General features: G+C 59.7%; 10 protein-coding genes. 5 read left to right on the plus strand and 5 right to left on the minus strand.

Annotation, left to right across the window (positions count from 1 at the left end):
• Positions 1-49: 49 nt before the first annotated feature.
• The 5 genes from PMI03_RS00665 to PMI03_RS00685 form a co-directional block, all read right to left on the minus strand.
• A complete protein-coding gene (locus PMI03_RS00665) occupies positions 50-1,087 on the minus strand; it encodes a PotD/PotF family extracellular solute-binding protein (protein ID WP_007688897.1) in 1,038 nt (345 codons plus the stop codon).
• 70 nt (positions 1,088-1,157) lie between these two features.
• Positions 1,158-2,123, minus strand: coding sequence for an isopenicillin N synthase family oxygenase (locus PMI03_RS00670; RefSeq protein ID WP_007688899.1), 966 nt, complete (start codon positions 2,121-2,123; stop codon positions 1,158-1,160).
• A 75-nt stretch (positions 2,124-2,198) separates the two neighbouring features.
• Positions 2,199-3,020, minus strand: a complete 822-nt coding sequence (locus PMI03_RS00675) for an enoyl-CoA hydratase/isomerase family protein (protein ID WP_007688901.1) — start codon at positions 3,018-3,020, stop codon at positions 2,199-2,201.
• A complete protein-coding gene (locus PMI03_RS00680; RefSeq protein WP_007688903.1) occupies positions 3,017-6,535 on the minus strand; it encodes an indolepyruvate ferredoxin oxidoreductase family protein in 3,519 nt (1,172 codons plus the stop codon). Before PMI03_RS00680 ends, PMI03_RS00675 begins: the two co-directional genes overlap by 4 nt.
• Complete coding sequence (locus PMI03_RS00685) at positions 6,536-7,993, minus strand: FAD-binding oxidoreductase (protein WP_007688904.1); 1,458 nt, start codon at positions 7,991-7,993, stop codon at positions 6,536-6,538.
• A 132-nt stretch (positions 7,994-8,125) separates the two neighbouring features.
• Here PMI03_RS00685 and PMI03_RS00690 point away from each other — a divergent pair, with 132 nt between their 5' ends.
• The 5 genes from PMI03_RS00690 (at position 8,126) to PMI03_RS00715 (ending at position 14,938) form a co-directional block, all read left to right on the plus strand.
• Positions 8,126-8,881: a FadR/GntR family transcriptional regulator gene (locus tag PMI03_RS00690; protein ID WP_007688905.1), complete on the plus strand. Its 756-nt coding sequence runs from the start codon at positions 8,126-8,128 to the stop codon at positions 8,879-8,881.
• A gap of 48 nt (positions 8,882-8,929) precedes the next feature.
• Positions 8,930-9,922, plus strand: coding sequence for an MDR family oxidoreductase (locus PMI03_RS00695; protein WP_007688906.1), 993 nt, complete (start codon positions 8,930-8,932; stop codon positions 9,920-9,922).
• A 515-nt stretch (positions 9,923-10,437) separates the two neighbouring features.
• The gene (locus PMI03_RS00705) at positions 10,438-12,186 is read left to right on the plus strand and encodes a type I secretion system permease/ATPase (protein ID WP_007688907.1); all 1,749 of its coding nucleotides are present in this window, start codon (positions 10,438-10,440) and stop codon (positions 12,184-12,186) included.
• The gene (locus PMI03_RS00710) at positions 12,183-13,493 is read left to right on the plus strand and encodes an HlyD family type I secretion periplasmic adaptor subunit (RefSeq protein WP_007688908.1); all 1,311 of its coding nucleotides are present in this window, start codon (positions 12,183-12,185) and stop codon (positions 13,491-13,493) included. Before PMI03_RS00705 ends, PMI03_RS00710 begins: the two co-directional genes overlap by 4 nt.
• Before the next feature lie 155 nt (positions 13,494-13,648).
• The gene (locus tag PMI03_RS00715) at positions 13,649-14,938 is read left to right on the plus strand and encodes a hypothetical protein (RefSeq protein WP_007688909.1); all 1,290 of its coding nucleotides are present in this window, start codon (positions 13,649-13,651) and stop codon (positions 14,936-14,938) included.
• The last annotated feature ends 60 nt before the right edge of the window (positions 14,939-14,998 follow it).

Genomic DNA, 14,998 nt, shown 5'->3' on the forward strand with positions numbered 1-14,998 from the left:
ACCGCATAGAGGCGGGCCGACATATAGCGAGGGAATCGTCAGGGCGCGTCTAGCGCATGACCTTTGCCCAGGTCTCCGAGAACTCGGCCTGTTTTTGGTTCATGAAATTCCAATCCCATGTGAGGATCTTGTCCATCGTCTCGCCCGAGATCGGCACATCCTTTTGCAGGTCGGCCGGGACCACCACCTTGGAATTGGTGGGGGAGACGAAAAACTGCTTCATGAGCGGTATCTGCCCCTCCGGGGAGAGAAGGAAGTCGGCATATTGGTAGGCGAGTTCCTTTTCGGGGGCGTGGGCAAGGATATTCAGCGTTTGGTCGAACATCAGCATGCCCTCTTCGGGCACGACGACATCGATCGGCAGCCCCTGGGATCGCAAGCGCGCCACTTCGCCGAAGTCAAAGGGCGCAACCACGAATTCGCCTGCCGCGAGGCCCGTCGACAGGTTGAAATCCGCCTGTATGACCGGACCGAGCTTTTCCAGCGCCTTGAAGCCGGCATCGATGTCGTATTGATCTTTGCCGAAGATCTTCGATGCCAGCATCAGCTCCATCTTGCCGGCCGTATTGGCGAAGTTGTAGAGGCCGATGCGTCCCTTGAATTCCGGATTTTCCCAGAGATCCTTCCATCCCTTCGGCGGGGTTTTGACCATATCGGTGCGGTAAGCGATGCCGATCGGCGAGACCATCGCCACGGCACCCCAACCATCCGTCTTCTTCGCAAGGGAATAGAGATCGTTGTAGTTCGATAGTTTCGTCAGATCGAGCTTCTCGAAGAAGCCTTCCTTGCGCAGGCTGGAGGCGAAGGCCTCGTTGGTCATCAGGATCGAATAGGGCGGGTTTTCAGCGCCCGCCGCTCGCAGGTTGGCGCTCCAGACACGACCGTTGCCGGCGTCGAGTGTCACCGCGGCACCGCTCTTTGCCGTGAATGCCGGTGCGAGCGTCGAGCGCCAGAACTGCTCCCAGGCGCCGCCGAGCGTCGGCACCACGAGGGTCTTGCCTTGCGCGCGCGCAGGAAGGCTGATCATGCTTGCGGCGGCAAGGCCGCCCATTCCGGCAAGAAGCTGCCGCCTGTTCATGTTCATCATTTCGGTTCCCCTTGTCATGGCCGTATGTCGGTGGGTGCTGGTGCGGCAGGCGATGTTTCGCTTCTTGCGCTCAGGACTTGCTGAAGGCCTGGCTTGTCTTCAGCGCGATATAGTCTCCGTAGGTAATTGGCGTGTATTTTGCCGGCGCCTTTGCCGCAAAGGGCGGCAGGCATTCGATGAGCGTCTCTTTCGATGGATTGACAAAGAAGGGAATGGATTGACGCCGTGTCGTACCCTTGAAGTTGCCGGGTGGATTGGCCACCCGATGCGGCGTCGAGAGCCATTCGTCGTTGGTCCAGCGCATGAAGGCATCGGCGATATTGACGACATAGGCGCCCTCGACGTTCGGCGCATCCAGCCATTCGCCGTCGCGTCTGCGGACCTGAAGCCCTCCCGGCGATGCTTCCGAACGCAGGATGGTCATGAAGCCGTAATCGGTATGGACGCCTGCGCGCAACTGGCCGGGCAGCGGGCTTTCCTGCTGTTCCGGATAGTTGATGACGCGGAGTGCCGAAAGGTGGTCGGTAAAGGCCGGCTCGAAGTAATCGGGCGCAAGCCCGATCGCCTGGCAGAATGCGCGTCGCAGATGCCCAGAGAGCGTCTCCATCTCGCCAAAATAGGCGTTAAAGGCCGCCTGTAATCCTTGTGGAACCGTAGGCCAGGCGTCACCCGGAAGGCGCGGCCCGAAATTCAGGCTTTCCTTGTAGTCCCCCGGCGTCTTGATCCCCAGCGTGGCGCTCAGCGCCTCGTCCGCGATGGGGGAGAAAGCGACGCCCCCCTTTAGCGAGGTTCCTCGACCCTGCTTCTTCTTCCAGTCTTGCGGTTCGTCGAAGAAATCGCGAGCAAGATTGTAAAGCTGCGTGGTCGCCTCCTTGGAGACGCCATGTCCGGTGATCAGGAAAAAGCCGGTTTCGCGGCAGGCAGCCTCGATCGCCTTGACCACGGCATCGCTACCAGTGGCCTGACGGATGAAAGGTGCGATATTTATGACCGGAATACTGTCCATATCCTGCCTTGAGGACGGGGCCGTCTGCATTGTCTGATCCTTTCCGGAGTGAACATAGCCGTGTTGTCGTGGCGGCTTGACGGCCTGCCAACGAGGGAGATGATGTCAGTCGAGCCCCTTGAAGGGTGCGTCGCGAAATTCGAGATATTCCTTCAGAGACATCTTCTGAAGATTGCGCATCCATTCCTGTCCGTCCTTGCTGACATGGAGGGCGGCAATGGCGTGCACGTTGTAGTCAAAGGATGTCATCAGGCCGGCGGCGACCTGCTGGTTGTTGATGGAGGACTTGGCGAATTTGATCGCCGGAACCGGCATGCGCGCCAGCTTGCGCGCCAGGTTCTCGGTCTTTTGCTTGAGCTGATCGGCGGGCACGATCTTGTTGATCAGATGCATGCGCAGCGCCTCTTCCGCGTCCACCAGGTCACCGGTGTACATCAGCCAGCGGACATCGCGGGTGGCCAGCAGCCAAGGCATGAAGAGGGCAGGCGGACCGGAATTGTGCCTGACTTCCGGTTCGCCGAATTTGGCGTTGTCGGCGGCGATGGCAAGATCGCACGACATGACGAGTTCGAGAGCGCCGGCAAGCGCATAACCGTTCACCGAGGCGATGACGGGGATTGGAGCTTTCCAGATATTCAGAAGTGCCTGGGCATTTTCCGACATGTCGGCATGCCAGTCCTCGATACTAACGTCATAGTCTGCGCCTTGCAGATCATAACCGGCCGAAAACGCGCGGCCGGCACCGGTAATCACCAGCGCGTTGACGTCCTTGTCGGCGACGGCAAGCGCAACGGCACGGTCGATCTCGCGCACCGTCGTCTTGTTCATCGCATTGAGCTTGTCCGGCCGATTGATGGTGATCGTCGCGAACTTGTCCTGTTCATCCTTGTCATAGAGGATGGTCTCGAAGCTCTCGGTCATGCTCATATGCTTTTCCTCTTTACGCTGGTGTCAGCCGGTTGCGATGCAGTGCTCGATGCCTGCATCAACAGGGCCGCCTTGTTCTTCTCGAAACGCTCTATCGATGCTGATTTGACCGGACCAAACCCCCTGATCTGATCAGGGAGTTGGGCGAGCGCGATGGCGCGCTGCTGGTTTTCCGGCGACAGGTTTGCCGAGAGGTCGTTGATCAGTGCCGTGTAGTCGGCGACCAGCTTGCGCTCTGTACGTCGCTCATGCGTGTAGCCGAAGGGATCAAGCGGCGTGCCGCGAAGGAAGCGCAATTTCTCCAGAACGGAGAACGCCGGTGAAATCAGCTTGCGGCTGATGGCAATCTTTGCCGGGTTGCCAGTGCGCTTGTCGATCCTTCGGGAAAAGAGCGGCGGTGCGAGATGATGCTTGATCTCGAAATCACCTTCGAACTGCGCGGCAATCTTGTCCTTGAAGCTCCGGTCGTTGTGGAGACGAGCTACTTCATATTCGTCCTTATAGGCCATCAGCTTGAAGGCGTTACGCGCCACGGCTCCGGAAAAATCCTCTCCGAGCTTCGCTCGGGCCTCGGCATTGCGGGCGGTCGTCACCAGCTTGCGGTATTTGTTGGCATAGGCGGTGTTCTGGTAGTGCGTTAGGAACTCGATGCGCTTGGCGACGAGGTCGTCCAGCGTCTGCTTGGCCGGCGCCTCGTCCAGGTCGACTGCGGCGGCTTGTTTGACAGCTTCCGGATCGACCACCGAGCGACGGCCCCAGCCAAAGGCTGCGCGGTTCATCGCAATGCCCGTGCCATTGAGTTCGATCGCCTTATCGACTGCCTCAAGACTGATTGGAACCAGTCCGCGCTGCCAGGCGTGGCCAAGCAGGAACATGTTGGCGGCGATCGCGTCGCCCATCAGGGCCGCCCCCAGTTTCGTCGCGGCGATAAGGCTGATGGCATCGTCACCGGCCGCTCTGCGCAACGCCTTCAACGTCGCTTCCTGACGGAAATCGATCGCGGTGTTCTGCACAAACGAGGCCGTTGGTGCGAAATGATCGTCGAGAACGGCCCTGGTCCGGCCGAAGGCGAATGTGGACAGGGCGTTCTGGGCCGCTGATACGACGATATCGAAGCCAAGGACCAGATCGCTTTCGCCCGGTCCGATACGCACGGACGTGATCTGCTCTCGCGTCCTTGCGACCCGCAGGTGCGAAATGACGGCCCCATTCTTCTGGGCAAGACCGGTCTGGTCGAGGGTCTGCACGGCAAGGCCGTCCATGTGAGCGGCCATCGACACTATGGCGCTGACGGTGATGACGCCCGTTCCGCCGATGCCGGCGAGCAGCATGTTGTAGGGACGGTCGGTGATCGGTCGGATGGCCGGAAGAGGGAGGTCATCGAAACTTGCCTTGCCTGCTTTAGCGTCCGGCTTGCGGATGGTGCCGCCCTCGACGGTGACGAAGCTCGGACAGAAACCTTTTATGCAGGAAAGATCGGTGTTGCAGCTCGACTGGTTGATCCGCCGTTTGCGGCCAAACTCCGTTTCCTGTGGCTCGATGGAGATGCAATTGGAAACCGCGGAGCAATCGCCGCAGCCCTCGCAGACGAGTTCGTTGATGAAGGCGCGCTTGTCGGAGACGGCCAAAGCGCCCCGCTTGCGCCGACGCCGTTTTTCGGCAGCACAAACCTGATCGTAGACGAGGACGGTAACACCCGCCACCTCGCGCAATTCGCGTTGCACCGCATCGAGTTCGTCGCGGTGGTTGATCGTAACGCCGGACGGCAGATTGCCTTGCCAGACCTCGGGGCGCTCGGCGACGACGGCGACGCGGGCCGCGCCTTCCGCGAGCATCTGCCCGACAATGCCGGGAACGGAGACTTCGCCATCATGCTTCTGGCCGCCGGTCATTGCGACGGCGTCATTATAGAGGATCTTGTAGGTGGCGTTGACCTTGGCGGCGATTGCGGCGCGGATCGCAAGCAGCCCGGAGTGGAAATAGGTGCCGTCACCCATGTTGACGAAGATATGCTTTTCGTCGGTGAATTGGGAAAGGCCGATCCACGCGCCGCCTTCGCCGCCCATCTGGGTAAAGGTCGAGGTGTTGCGCTCTTCCAGCCCGATCACCATCATATGACAGCCGATGCCGGTGGATGCCCGGCTTCCCTCGGGTAGCCGGGTGGAAATACTGTGCGGACAGCCTGAGCAGAAATAGGGGTCGCGTTTCAGCGCCGGCGTTTCCGCAGCACTGGCTGCGAAGATGGCCTCGATAGCGTGCGATCTCGCCAGCAGATCGGTGTGATGCTCACCGATGAGAGAGACAATCGCTCTCGCAACGGCGACAGCATTGATCTCGCCGGCTGCGGACAAGAGCGGTCGGCCATCCACGCCGAATTTGCCGTAGATCCTTGGACGCCGGTCGGAGGCCATGTTGAAAAGCTGCGCCTTGATCTGGTCTTCGATGACCGCGCGCTTTTCCTCGACCACCAACAGGGTTTCGACGCCGGAGGCGAACCGTTGCAGCCCCTCCGGTTCGATCGGCCAGACCATGCCGATCTTGTAAAGCCGGATGCCGAGTTCGCCGGCCCGGCGCTCGTCGATGCCGAGGCTTGCCAGCGCGCCCATGAGATCGAGCCACGATTTCCCGGTCGAAACGATGCCGAGCCTCGCTTTGCCGGCAATGCTGCCCCAGACCGTTCTATCGATGCTGTTTTGACGGGCGAAGGCGTGTATCGCCTCCATCTTGTTTTCCAGCCGCCGCTCCATCGCATGTGGGCCATCCGGCCATCGCAACGAGAGATCGCCATTGCCGTCGGGATAGACGATGGCGGACTGATCGGGGTCGAGCTCGACCGTCGCGGTGCACTCGACAATTTCCGTCTGGCATTTGAAGCCGACCCAGGCGCCGGAATAGCGGCTGAGCGCCCAGCCGAGCAATCCGTAGTCGATATATTCCCCGACGCCGGCTGGCGACAGCAGCGGCACCATCGCGGAGATCAGATTATGCTCGCTCTGGTGCGGCAGGGTCGACGAAACGGCACCGTGATCGTCTCCGACAAGCAGCAGAACGCCGCCATTCGGATTGGTGCCGACGGCGTTGGCATGACGGATCACGTCCATGCTGCGGTCGACGCCAGGTCCCTTGCCGTACCACATGGCGAAGACGCCATCATACCGTGCGCCCGGAAACATCGCCGTCTGCTGCGTGCCCCAGACGGCAGTAGCGGCCATGTCTTCATTGAGGCCGGGCTGGAAGCGGACGTGATGGTCGTCGAGATATTTCTTCGCGCGCGCCATTTCGCGGTCGAAACCGGCAAGTGGCGAACCGCGATATCCGGAGACATAGCCGGCGGTGTTCAATCCGCGCGCAAGGTCGCGCTGACGCTGGATCATCGGCAGGCGAACGAGCGCCTGCGTGCCGGAAACGAGGATGCTTCCCCGATCGAGCGTGTAGCGGTCATCGAGGCTGGGTGTCGTCGCGGCGGAGGCCTTGGGCCGATCTTCGGGGTGGGCGGCGACGGGGAGGGTGGACATTTATGCGCGCTCCCGCGGTGTTGTCGGTTCCATGTCGAAAACGCGGCCGGGATTGAGGATGTTATTGGGATCGAACGCTGCTTTGAGACGGCGCATAGCGGCCATCTCCGTCGGGCTGCGAACGAGTGCCAGCCACTTCTTCTTTTCAAGGCCAATGCCATGCTCGGCCGATATCGATCCGCCTTCGCTGGCGACACAGGAGTATGTCGCGTCCGCGACGCGGTCATAGTGGTGTGTGCGAACGAGAAAATGCAGATTGCCGTCACCGAGATGACCGAAAATGTAGATGGACGCTGCGGGATCGACAGTTGCGATTTCGGCCGTGGCCCTGTCCAGGAACCGCTGCATTGCGGAAATGGGCAGGCTGACGTCGAAGCCCGCGACATGGTCCATGCTGAAAATGAACTCACTCGCCGCCTCGCGCAAAGCCCATATGGCATGATAGTCGCGCAGAGAGCGGGAAGCCGCGACATCGCTGACGATGCCTTCCTCGTAGCATTCCATCAGTGCAGCCGCGAAGCGATCCTCGTCGCCAGCTTCGTCCTGTCCCTGCATCTCGATGAGCGCATACATTCCGGCACCCGCCGGCACAGGCGGTGGCGCACCGGTACGATTGAGAACGCCGGCGTAAACAGCCGGGAAGATGACTTCGAAAGCGGAGAGGGAAGGTCCCAACCTCTGGCGCAGGCGCCGCAGGAGAGCGATGGCCGCGCCGAGCGAGGGAAGTGCGCAAAATGCGTTGGCCAGTGACTGTGGCTTCGGATGAAGACGCAAACAGGCACGGGTTACGACGCCGAGCGTACCTTCGCTACCGATGAAGATCTGGTTGAGATCGAAACCCGAATTGTCCTTCGAAAGGCCTTTTAGGCCGGTCAGCACCGAGCCGTCCGCCATCACGGCCTCCAGGCCAAGAACCTGGGCGCGATACATGCCATAGCGCAGAACGCGAATGCCGCCGGCATTTGTGGCGATGTTGCCGCCGATGGTGGAGGTGCCGCGCGCGCCAATATCCACGCCGAACATGAAGCCGTGGCTGGTGGCGGTCTCCTGGACAGCCTGCAGGGTCGCACCGGCATGAGCGATCACAGTGCCGGCATCCTCGTTAACGGGCTCGATCGCGCTCATGCGCTCCAGGGACAGCGCAACCTCGCCAGCCATAGGCCGCGCGGCCCCTGCAAGACCAGTGCGTCCGCCTTGCACGACGATAGGCTGGCGAAGGGCGTCGCATGCGGAAAGAATGGCCGACACCGACGCGGTATCCCTGGGGCGAAACAGGATGGACGGTCGCACGCCGCGCTCGTCTGTCGCGTCCGCGCAATAGGCGTCACCGACATCCGGACCGACGACAACAGCGTTCTTGTCCAGCCTGTCGTTGAGGCGGGCCAGCAATTCCCACAGCCGCAAAGACGGCGCAGATAAGGGATGAGCGGCGAGCGCCCGGTCGATCGATCCGCCCATTCTGTTCCCCTGGTTATCTGGATCGAGGGCAGGTTATCGCCTATCTGATATTTGTCAAACCTATATTTAAATACCTATAGCCTTTTCGATGAAGGCATGGCATCAATGCTTTCGAGCGAAGGATGGAGCTCTATGAATCTTAGATATGACGAAGTGGTAAGATCTGGCATCGCCAAACAGGTCGCCGAGAATATCAAGTCCGCGATCCTGGACGGGCGTCTGAAGATCGACGAGCGCTTGCCGACGGAAGAGGATCTTGCCCGCAGCTTCGGAATTTCGCGCCCGACGGTGCGCGAAGCGTTGAAGCGTCTGGCGGCGCAGAATCTCATTCATTCGCGTCGCGGCCCTCTCGGCGGCAATTTCGTGATGCGGCCCGATCCGGAAGGTCTGTCGAAGGCGATTACTGGTGCCGCGACGCTTCTCGTTGGCATCGGCGCTTTCGATATCGACGAAATTATTACCGCAAGGCTTGAGACGGAAACTATCTGCTGCCGGCTTGCCTGCGAGAACCGCAGCGAAGAAGGATTACAGGCCATGGCGGCCGAAATTGCCTTGCAGCGGGATCAGGACATCAGCGACGAAGATTTCTGCGCTTCCGATGTGCGCTTCCATCGCGCCCTAGTCGACTCGACCGGCAACGGCCCCTTGAAGCTGATGATGTACATCGTGATCGAATCCTTCATTCCGATCACGAACATGATCGTCTTCAGGGTGCGGGAGCGCCGCCAGGTCGTTGCCTTCCACCAGCGGATCCATGAGGCGCTGAGCAATCGCGATGTCGGCGAAGCAACGGCGGCGCTCACAAATCTCCTTGCCTATGTGCGGGACAGCTATAGCGCCGCGCTCGATGCGCGCAGCCGTCGGGCCGGCGAGCAGGCGCAGTCCTGAATCCAGTCGGCTCACATCCTCAGAAGCATTGAAGGTCAAGGGAATTCCATGTCAGATTCTTTTACGGCAATGGTGATCGATACGGTTGATGGCAAACAGCAGGCCGGCTTCCGGCAGCTGAACTTGGCCGATCTGCCCGATCACGACGTTCTGGTCGAGGTTGCGTTTTCCACGGTCAACTACAAGGACGGCCTGGCCCTTTCCGGCAAGGGAAGGATTGCGCGCCGCACGCCGATGGTTGGCGGTATCGATCTTGCCGGCGTTGTCGTCGAGTCGCGTTCGGACAAATGGGTTGCGGGCGACAAGGTCGTGCTGAACGGGTGGGGCCTCTCCGAGACCGAATGGGGTGGTTATTCCCGATACCAGCGGGTCAAGGCGGAATGGCTGATCGCGCTGCCGCCCGAATTCTCCCTGGAACAGGCGATGGCAATCGGAACGGCCGGCTATACCGCCGCCCTTTGCGTCAATGCCCTGGAGGATTGGGGAACGATCGGCGTCGACGATCGGGAAGTGTTGGTCACAGGTGCTGCCGGCGGCGTCGGCTCAGTCGCCGTGAGCCTGCTTGCCAACAAGGGCTACAAGGTAACGGCATCGACTGGCCGGCCGGAAACATACGATTATCTCGCCTCGCTGGGAGCCTCCGGTTTCGTTGAGCGCGCGGCGCTCAGCGAGAAGGGTGGCCCGCTGCAGAAAGAGCGCTGGGCGGGCGCCATCGATTCCGTCGGATCGACGACGCTTGCCAACGTGCTGTCCCAAACGGTCTACGGCGGGGCGGTGGCCGCTTGCGGTCTTGCCGGCGGCGCCGATCTGCCGGCGACGGTCTTGCCACATATCCTGCGCAACGTGGCGCTGCTCGGCATCGATTCCGTCATGGCGCCCATGGTGAAACGCGAACGTGCCTGGCGGACGCTGAGCCAGCACTTGAATCCGGTCCGCTTGGAGACGTTAACGCGGATTGAGCCGATGTCCGCCTTGCCGAAAATCGGGGAGGATATCGTTGCGGGTCGCATCCGCGGTCGCGTCGTCGTGGCGATCACCTGACACCTGCTCATGGCTATATGCTGCGCTACTGAGGGCTGCTATCGGAACCGGCACTGCTCCTAAATCTTTCTTCGAACTTTGACACGAACGCAACTGCTTCTGTTCGTGCCGGATATGGCTGAAACTCTAATACTCTACCTTCGACATCGCCGTCCCGATGCCTGAACCGTTTGCGCTCGGCAACGGCATGGGCTCGATTTGGCGCGCCGCTCGCGTGCAATCTTGCGGCGTTCATCCATGTCGATCTGGGAGTAGGTGCGCTTCACGTCACGCTCCTCGCAAGCGATAAGCCGTTGTTATCCATTGCAAGTCGCACTTCGCCCTCGAGCCAACCAGGAGGAGTGGAGAGGCGAGCCGCGTCGCGTTCAGGATGGATTTCGGGGGTGATGTATATGTAAAGAAGAGTTCGGAAAACGAATGTATTTTTGAATAGATATACCGGTGGATTCGTAATAGTAATACCACCATTATTGGTATCTGCCTGGCGGTAGCAATAAATGAAGGATTGAAGCTGCATGGCTCTTCCGTCGAAAAAACTGCCCCGAACATTTCTGATGGCGGTACTGTCGTCGCTGCGAAAGGCGTTCCTCAGCATCGCGATCGCCAGCGCCGTGTTAAGCGTGCTGGCCCTGACAGGCTCCTTTTTTATGCTTCAGGTCTATGACCGGGTCATTCCCGGCCATAGTCTTCCAACGCTTGTCGGCATTGCGATCATCGCCGCGACCCTTTTCGTATTTCAGGGCATTCTTGAGCTGTTGCGTTCGATGCTGCTGGCACGCGTCGGCGTGGCGCTTGACGAGCGGATGAACGGTAAGGTCTTTGCTTCGCTGGTGCTTCAACCACAATTGATGCAGGCGCCAGGTGACGGAATGCAGTCGGTTCGCGATCTGGATAAGGTCCGGTCTTTTCTCTCCAGCACCGGTCCGATCGCACTGTTCGACCTGCCCTGGATACCGCTTTATCTCGGGCTGTGTTTTCTGTTCCACTTCTGGATCGGGCTGACTGCGACCTGCGGTGCCATCGTCCTCGTCGTTCTGGCGGTCCTTGCCGAGATCATGTCGCAGCGCCCGGCAGTCGAGGCCGCCAAACATTCGGCAGCGCGCCTTGCCTTTGCTGAAAGCGCGCGGCGAAACTGGGAGGCGGTTGTCGCAATGGGTTTCGTCGGCCGGATGACGGAGCGATGGACCGACATCAACGACGCCTATCTGGCAAATCAACTGGCAGCCGGCAACGTGACCGGCATGCTGACGACCACGTCGCGCATCCTGCGCTTGATGCTTCAGTCTGCCGTGCTCGCAGTCGGCGCTGTTCTCGTCATCCGGCAAGAAGCGACCGGGGGCATCATGATCGCAAGTTCGATCCTGGTCAGCCGGGCGCTTGCGCCGGTGGAGCTTGCCATCGGCCAATGGAGGGCGTTCGTCGCCGCCCGGCAAAGCTGGTCGCGGCTTGTTAGACTGTTGGAGATCATGCCCGCCGGACACCAGAGCATCAGTCTGCCGGCACCCAGGTCGAAATTGACCGTAGACAATCTGAGCCTCGCATCTCCGGGCAGCCGTGAGCTCATCCTTCGCAACATCTCGTTTGACATATCGGCCGGGACCGTCCTCGGGGTCATTGGCCCCAGCGCCTCGGGAAAGTCGTCGCTCGCTCGTGCGGTCACCGGCCTCTGGCCGGCCGCGATCGGCTCGATACGCCTCGATCACGCCGCCCTCTCGCAATGGGACCTCTCCGATCTGGGGCGCTATGTCGGCTATCTTCCACAGGATGTCAGCCTTTTCGACGGTTCGATTGCCGACAACATCGCCCGCTTTGAAAAGCGGCCTTCATCGCAATCGGTTGTCGCCGCTGCGAAGTCTGCCGGCGTCTATGACATGATCGTAAAGCTCCCGCAGGGCTTCGATACCGTGATCGGGGAGGGTGGCTCCCGGCTTTCGGCGGGGCAGCGGCAGCGTATCGCACTTGCGCGAGCGCTCTACGGAGAGCCATTCCTGGTGGTGCTGGACGAACCCAATTCAAATCTGGACGCGGAAGGCGAGGCGGCATTGACCCAGGCCCTGCTCAATGTCGGTGCGCGGGGCGGCATTGCAATAGTCATCGCCCACCGGCCGAGCGCTTTGATCGCGGCTGACATGGTGATGGTCATCGCCGGAGGGCGGTTGCAGGCGTTTGGACCTAAAGACGCGGTTCTCGGAAATCCGGCGAGGCAACCGATCAAACAGAGTGCGGTCCGGCTGATGGTCGCCGGCGAGGATGCCGGATCATGAGCGGATTAAAGCTGTCACCCAGCGAGCGTTCGATACCCAGACTTTCCGCTGTGATGCTTGGGACGATTGTCCTGCTTGTCGGCGTGATGGGGGGGCTTGCCGCGACGACGGAGATCTCCGGTGCGGTCATCGCCCCTGGAACGCTCGTGGTCGACAGCTATGTAAAGCCAGTCCAGCATCTCAAAGGGGGGATTGTCGGCGACATTCAAGTCAAGAACGGTGACCGTGTCGATGCCGGCCAGCTTCTGATCCATCTCGATGATACGCAAACGAGCGCCAATCTCGCGATCATACGAAAACGTCTGGACGAACTCTTCGCGAGAACTGCGCGGCTCGATGCGGAGCGCGATGGCGCGCCAGCGATCGCTTTTCCGGCGGAATTGCTTTCGCGTGCCGGCGAAGATGAAATCGCCCGGACGATCGCCGGCGAGAGACGCCTGTTCGACGATCGACTGGCATCCAGGCAAAGCCGCAAATCACAGCTAGGCGAGCGTATCCAGCAGTTGAGCCAAGAGGCGGACGGTCTGGTTGCGCAAGAGAATGGCAAGCGCATTGAGATCGATCTGATCGCCAAAGAGCTTGCCAGCCTCCAGCGTCTGTTTGAGAAGGGTATCGTCCCGGCGGCGAAGGTTTATGCGCTGCAACGCGAGAGCGCCAGCCTGACTGGAGAGCTCGGCAATCTCGTCTCGAGCATCGCACAGACCAAAGGTAAGATGACGGAGACCGAGCTGCAGATCACGCAGGTCGACGACGATCACAGTGCCGAGGTGTCGGAGCAACTGCGTCAGGCACAGAGTGATACGGGGCTTTTTTTGGAGCGATTGATCGCCGCAGAGGACGATTTGAAGCGGATCGATATAAGAGCGCCGCAGGCCGGCATCATCGACCACCTGAGCGTGCATGCGGCGGGCGCCGTGATATCTCCCGGCGAAACTGTTATGCAGATCGTGCCGGATCAGGATGCGCTCGTTGCGGAGCTTAAACTTTCGCCACAGGATATCGACCAGGTGATCGTCGGGCAGCCGGTCACGTTGAGGTTGTCAGCGTTCAATCAGCGGGACACGCCTGAACTCAACGCAGACATCACCAAGATCTCAGCCGAGCTGACCACCGACCAGCATTCCGGCGCAAGCTACTATGTCCTTCGCGCCCACGTATCCAAGGCGGAGTGGAGCCGGCTTGGGAAGCTGACTGCCGTCCCCGGCATGCCGGTCGAGGGCTTCTTGCAGACCGGCGCAAGAACAGTCCTTGCCTACCTGACGAAGCCGATGGCGGACCAGATGGCCAGAGCCCTTCGTGAAGAATAGCATCTCTCTATCCCAAATCGATTTTGCAAACTTGTTGTAGTTGTAAAAGTTAGTCCGCAAGATCAATTGGATAGATAGTAATATTACTTTTGAGCTTGATTTTATATTTTTTAAACCGCAGGCTAAGACGTCATTTTAGCTTGGAGGAGGCCGAAATGGTTAAGCGAGTTCCGATAACAGCGGGGAATTTAACCGGCCATCAAATAGGCGCGGACGACATCTTGGTCGCGTCAGATTTGACCAGCATTCTTTACGGGGATGCCGGAGGAAGCCTGTTGGATCATGCCACGGGCGGCAACGATAATCTAACCATACATGGCTCGGGCAACTTTTATGGCGATGCCGTCAAAGATATTGCCGACCACGCAATCGGCGGCGATGATATTCTGTTCGCGCAGATAACTGGGCCAAGCGGTTCCACGACCAATTTGTATGGAGACGTGGGAGGAAGCATCTCTGACAGCGCGAAGGGCGGCAATGACGTTCTGAGCGCAGCTCCAAGTGCAACCAACATCACAGTCGCCATGTATGGTGACGCCGGAAAGAACATATCGGGCCATGCAGCGGGAGGCGATGATACCTTTAAGCTTTCCGCTTTTCAGAACACGTTTGCAATCTATGGAGACGCCGGCGGCGACCTGAAGGATCATGCCGTTGGTGGTAACGACACAGCCACGGACGGTAGCTCTGAAGGGTTCGTTACATTCTACGGAGATGCCGGCAGAAATATATCCGGTCACGCACATGGCGGTAATGACGTTCTCAATACAGGTCTTGAAGACAGCGTAACGTTTTACGGCGATGCCGGTGGCAATCTCGGCGATCATGCCATGGGTGGTAACGATACGATGAACGTCGCTTCCGTCGGGGCCGTTCTGGCCTATGGCGATGCGAAGAGCATGTCGGGTAGCGCCCACGGTGGTAACGACAGCCTTATCGTTCGGGCGCAACAAACCGCGAATGATATGATCGTGGGTGATGCGCAAGCGATGTCGGGCAATGCTCATGGAGGCGACGACGTGCTGAATGTCGACGCCGTTCGCCACAGGGAAGGATCTATTACCCTGATCGGCGACGCCCAAACGATGTCCGGTCATTCTCGTGGCGGCAACGATACTCTGATCAGCGGCAACGGAAACGACGACATGTGGGGTGACGCGCAGGTAATGGTCGGTCACGCCAAAGGCGGAAACGACACCTTCGTGTTTAAATTCAATAACGGCCAGGACAAAATCGGGGATTTTGGTCAGGGCGCTTGCTGTGCGGGATCGAATTGGGGAACCGACCATATCGATGTTTCCGCACTGGGAATCCAGGACTTCAGCCAGCTGACTATTTCAGCATTCGACCCAACCACGCATGACAGTCGGATTTCATTCGATACGGGTGATGTGGTTGTGCACAGTCAGCATTTGCTGACGGAACACGACTTCTTGTTCGCATAGGCGGCGGAAGCCGAGGTCCTTTTCGCGGATCCGCCGAGCGGCAGCTTCGATTTGATGAAG

The sequence above is a fragment of the Rhizobium sp. AP16 genome (assembly GCF_000281735.1).
Classification (GTDB): Bacteria; Pseudomonadota; Alphaproteobacteria; order Rhizobiales; family Rhizobiaceae; genus Rhizobium; species Rhizobium rhizogenes.

What these genes read in the sequence shown, in the direction of transcription:
- PMI03_RS00705 (WP_007688907.1), top strand. Translation starts at nt 10,438, where the DNA reads ATGGCTCTTCCGTCGAAAAAACTGCCCCGAACATTTCTGATGGCGGTA.
- PMI03_RS00665 (WP_007688897.1), bottom strand. Translation starts at nt 1,087, where the DNA reads ATGATGAACATGAACAGGCGGCAGCTTCTTGCCGGAATGGGCGGCCTT.
- PMI03_RS00690 (WP_007688905.1), top strand. Translation starts at nt 8,126, where the DNA reads ATGAATCTTAGATATGACGAAGTGGTAAGATCTGGCATCGCCAAACAG.
- PMI03_RS00695 (WP_007688906.1), top strand. Translation starts at nt 8,930, where the DNA reads ATGTCAGATTCTTTTACGGCAATGGTGATCGATACGGTTGATGGCAAA.
- PMI03_RS00710 (WP_007688908.1), top strand. Translation starts at nt 12,183, where the DNA reads ATGAGCGGATTAAAGCTGTCACCCAGCGAGCGTTCGATACCCAGACTT.
- PMI03_RS00680 (WP_007688903.1), bottom strand. Translation starts at nt 6,535, where the DNA reads ATGTCCACCCTCCCCGTCGCCGCCCACCCCGAAGATCGGCCCAAGGCC.
- PMI03_RS00675 (WP_007688901.1), bottom strand. Translation starts at nt 3,020, where the DNA reads ATGAGCATGACCGAGAGCTTCGAGACCATCCTCTATGACAAGGATGAA.
- PMI03_RS00670 (WP_007688899.1), bottom strand. Translation starts at nt 2,123, where the DNA reads ATGCAGACGGCCCCGTCCTCAAGGCAGGATATGGACAGTATTCCGGTC.
- PMI03_RS00715 (WP_007688909.1), top strand. Translation starts at nt 13,649, where the DNA reads ATGGTTAAGCGAGTTCCGATAACAGCGGGGAATTTAACCGGCCATCAA.
- PMI03_RS00685 (WP_007688904.1), bottom strand. Translation starts at nt 7,993, where the DNA reads ATGGGCGGATCGATCGACCGGGCGCTCGCCGCTCATCCCTTATCTGCG.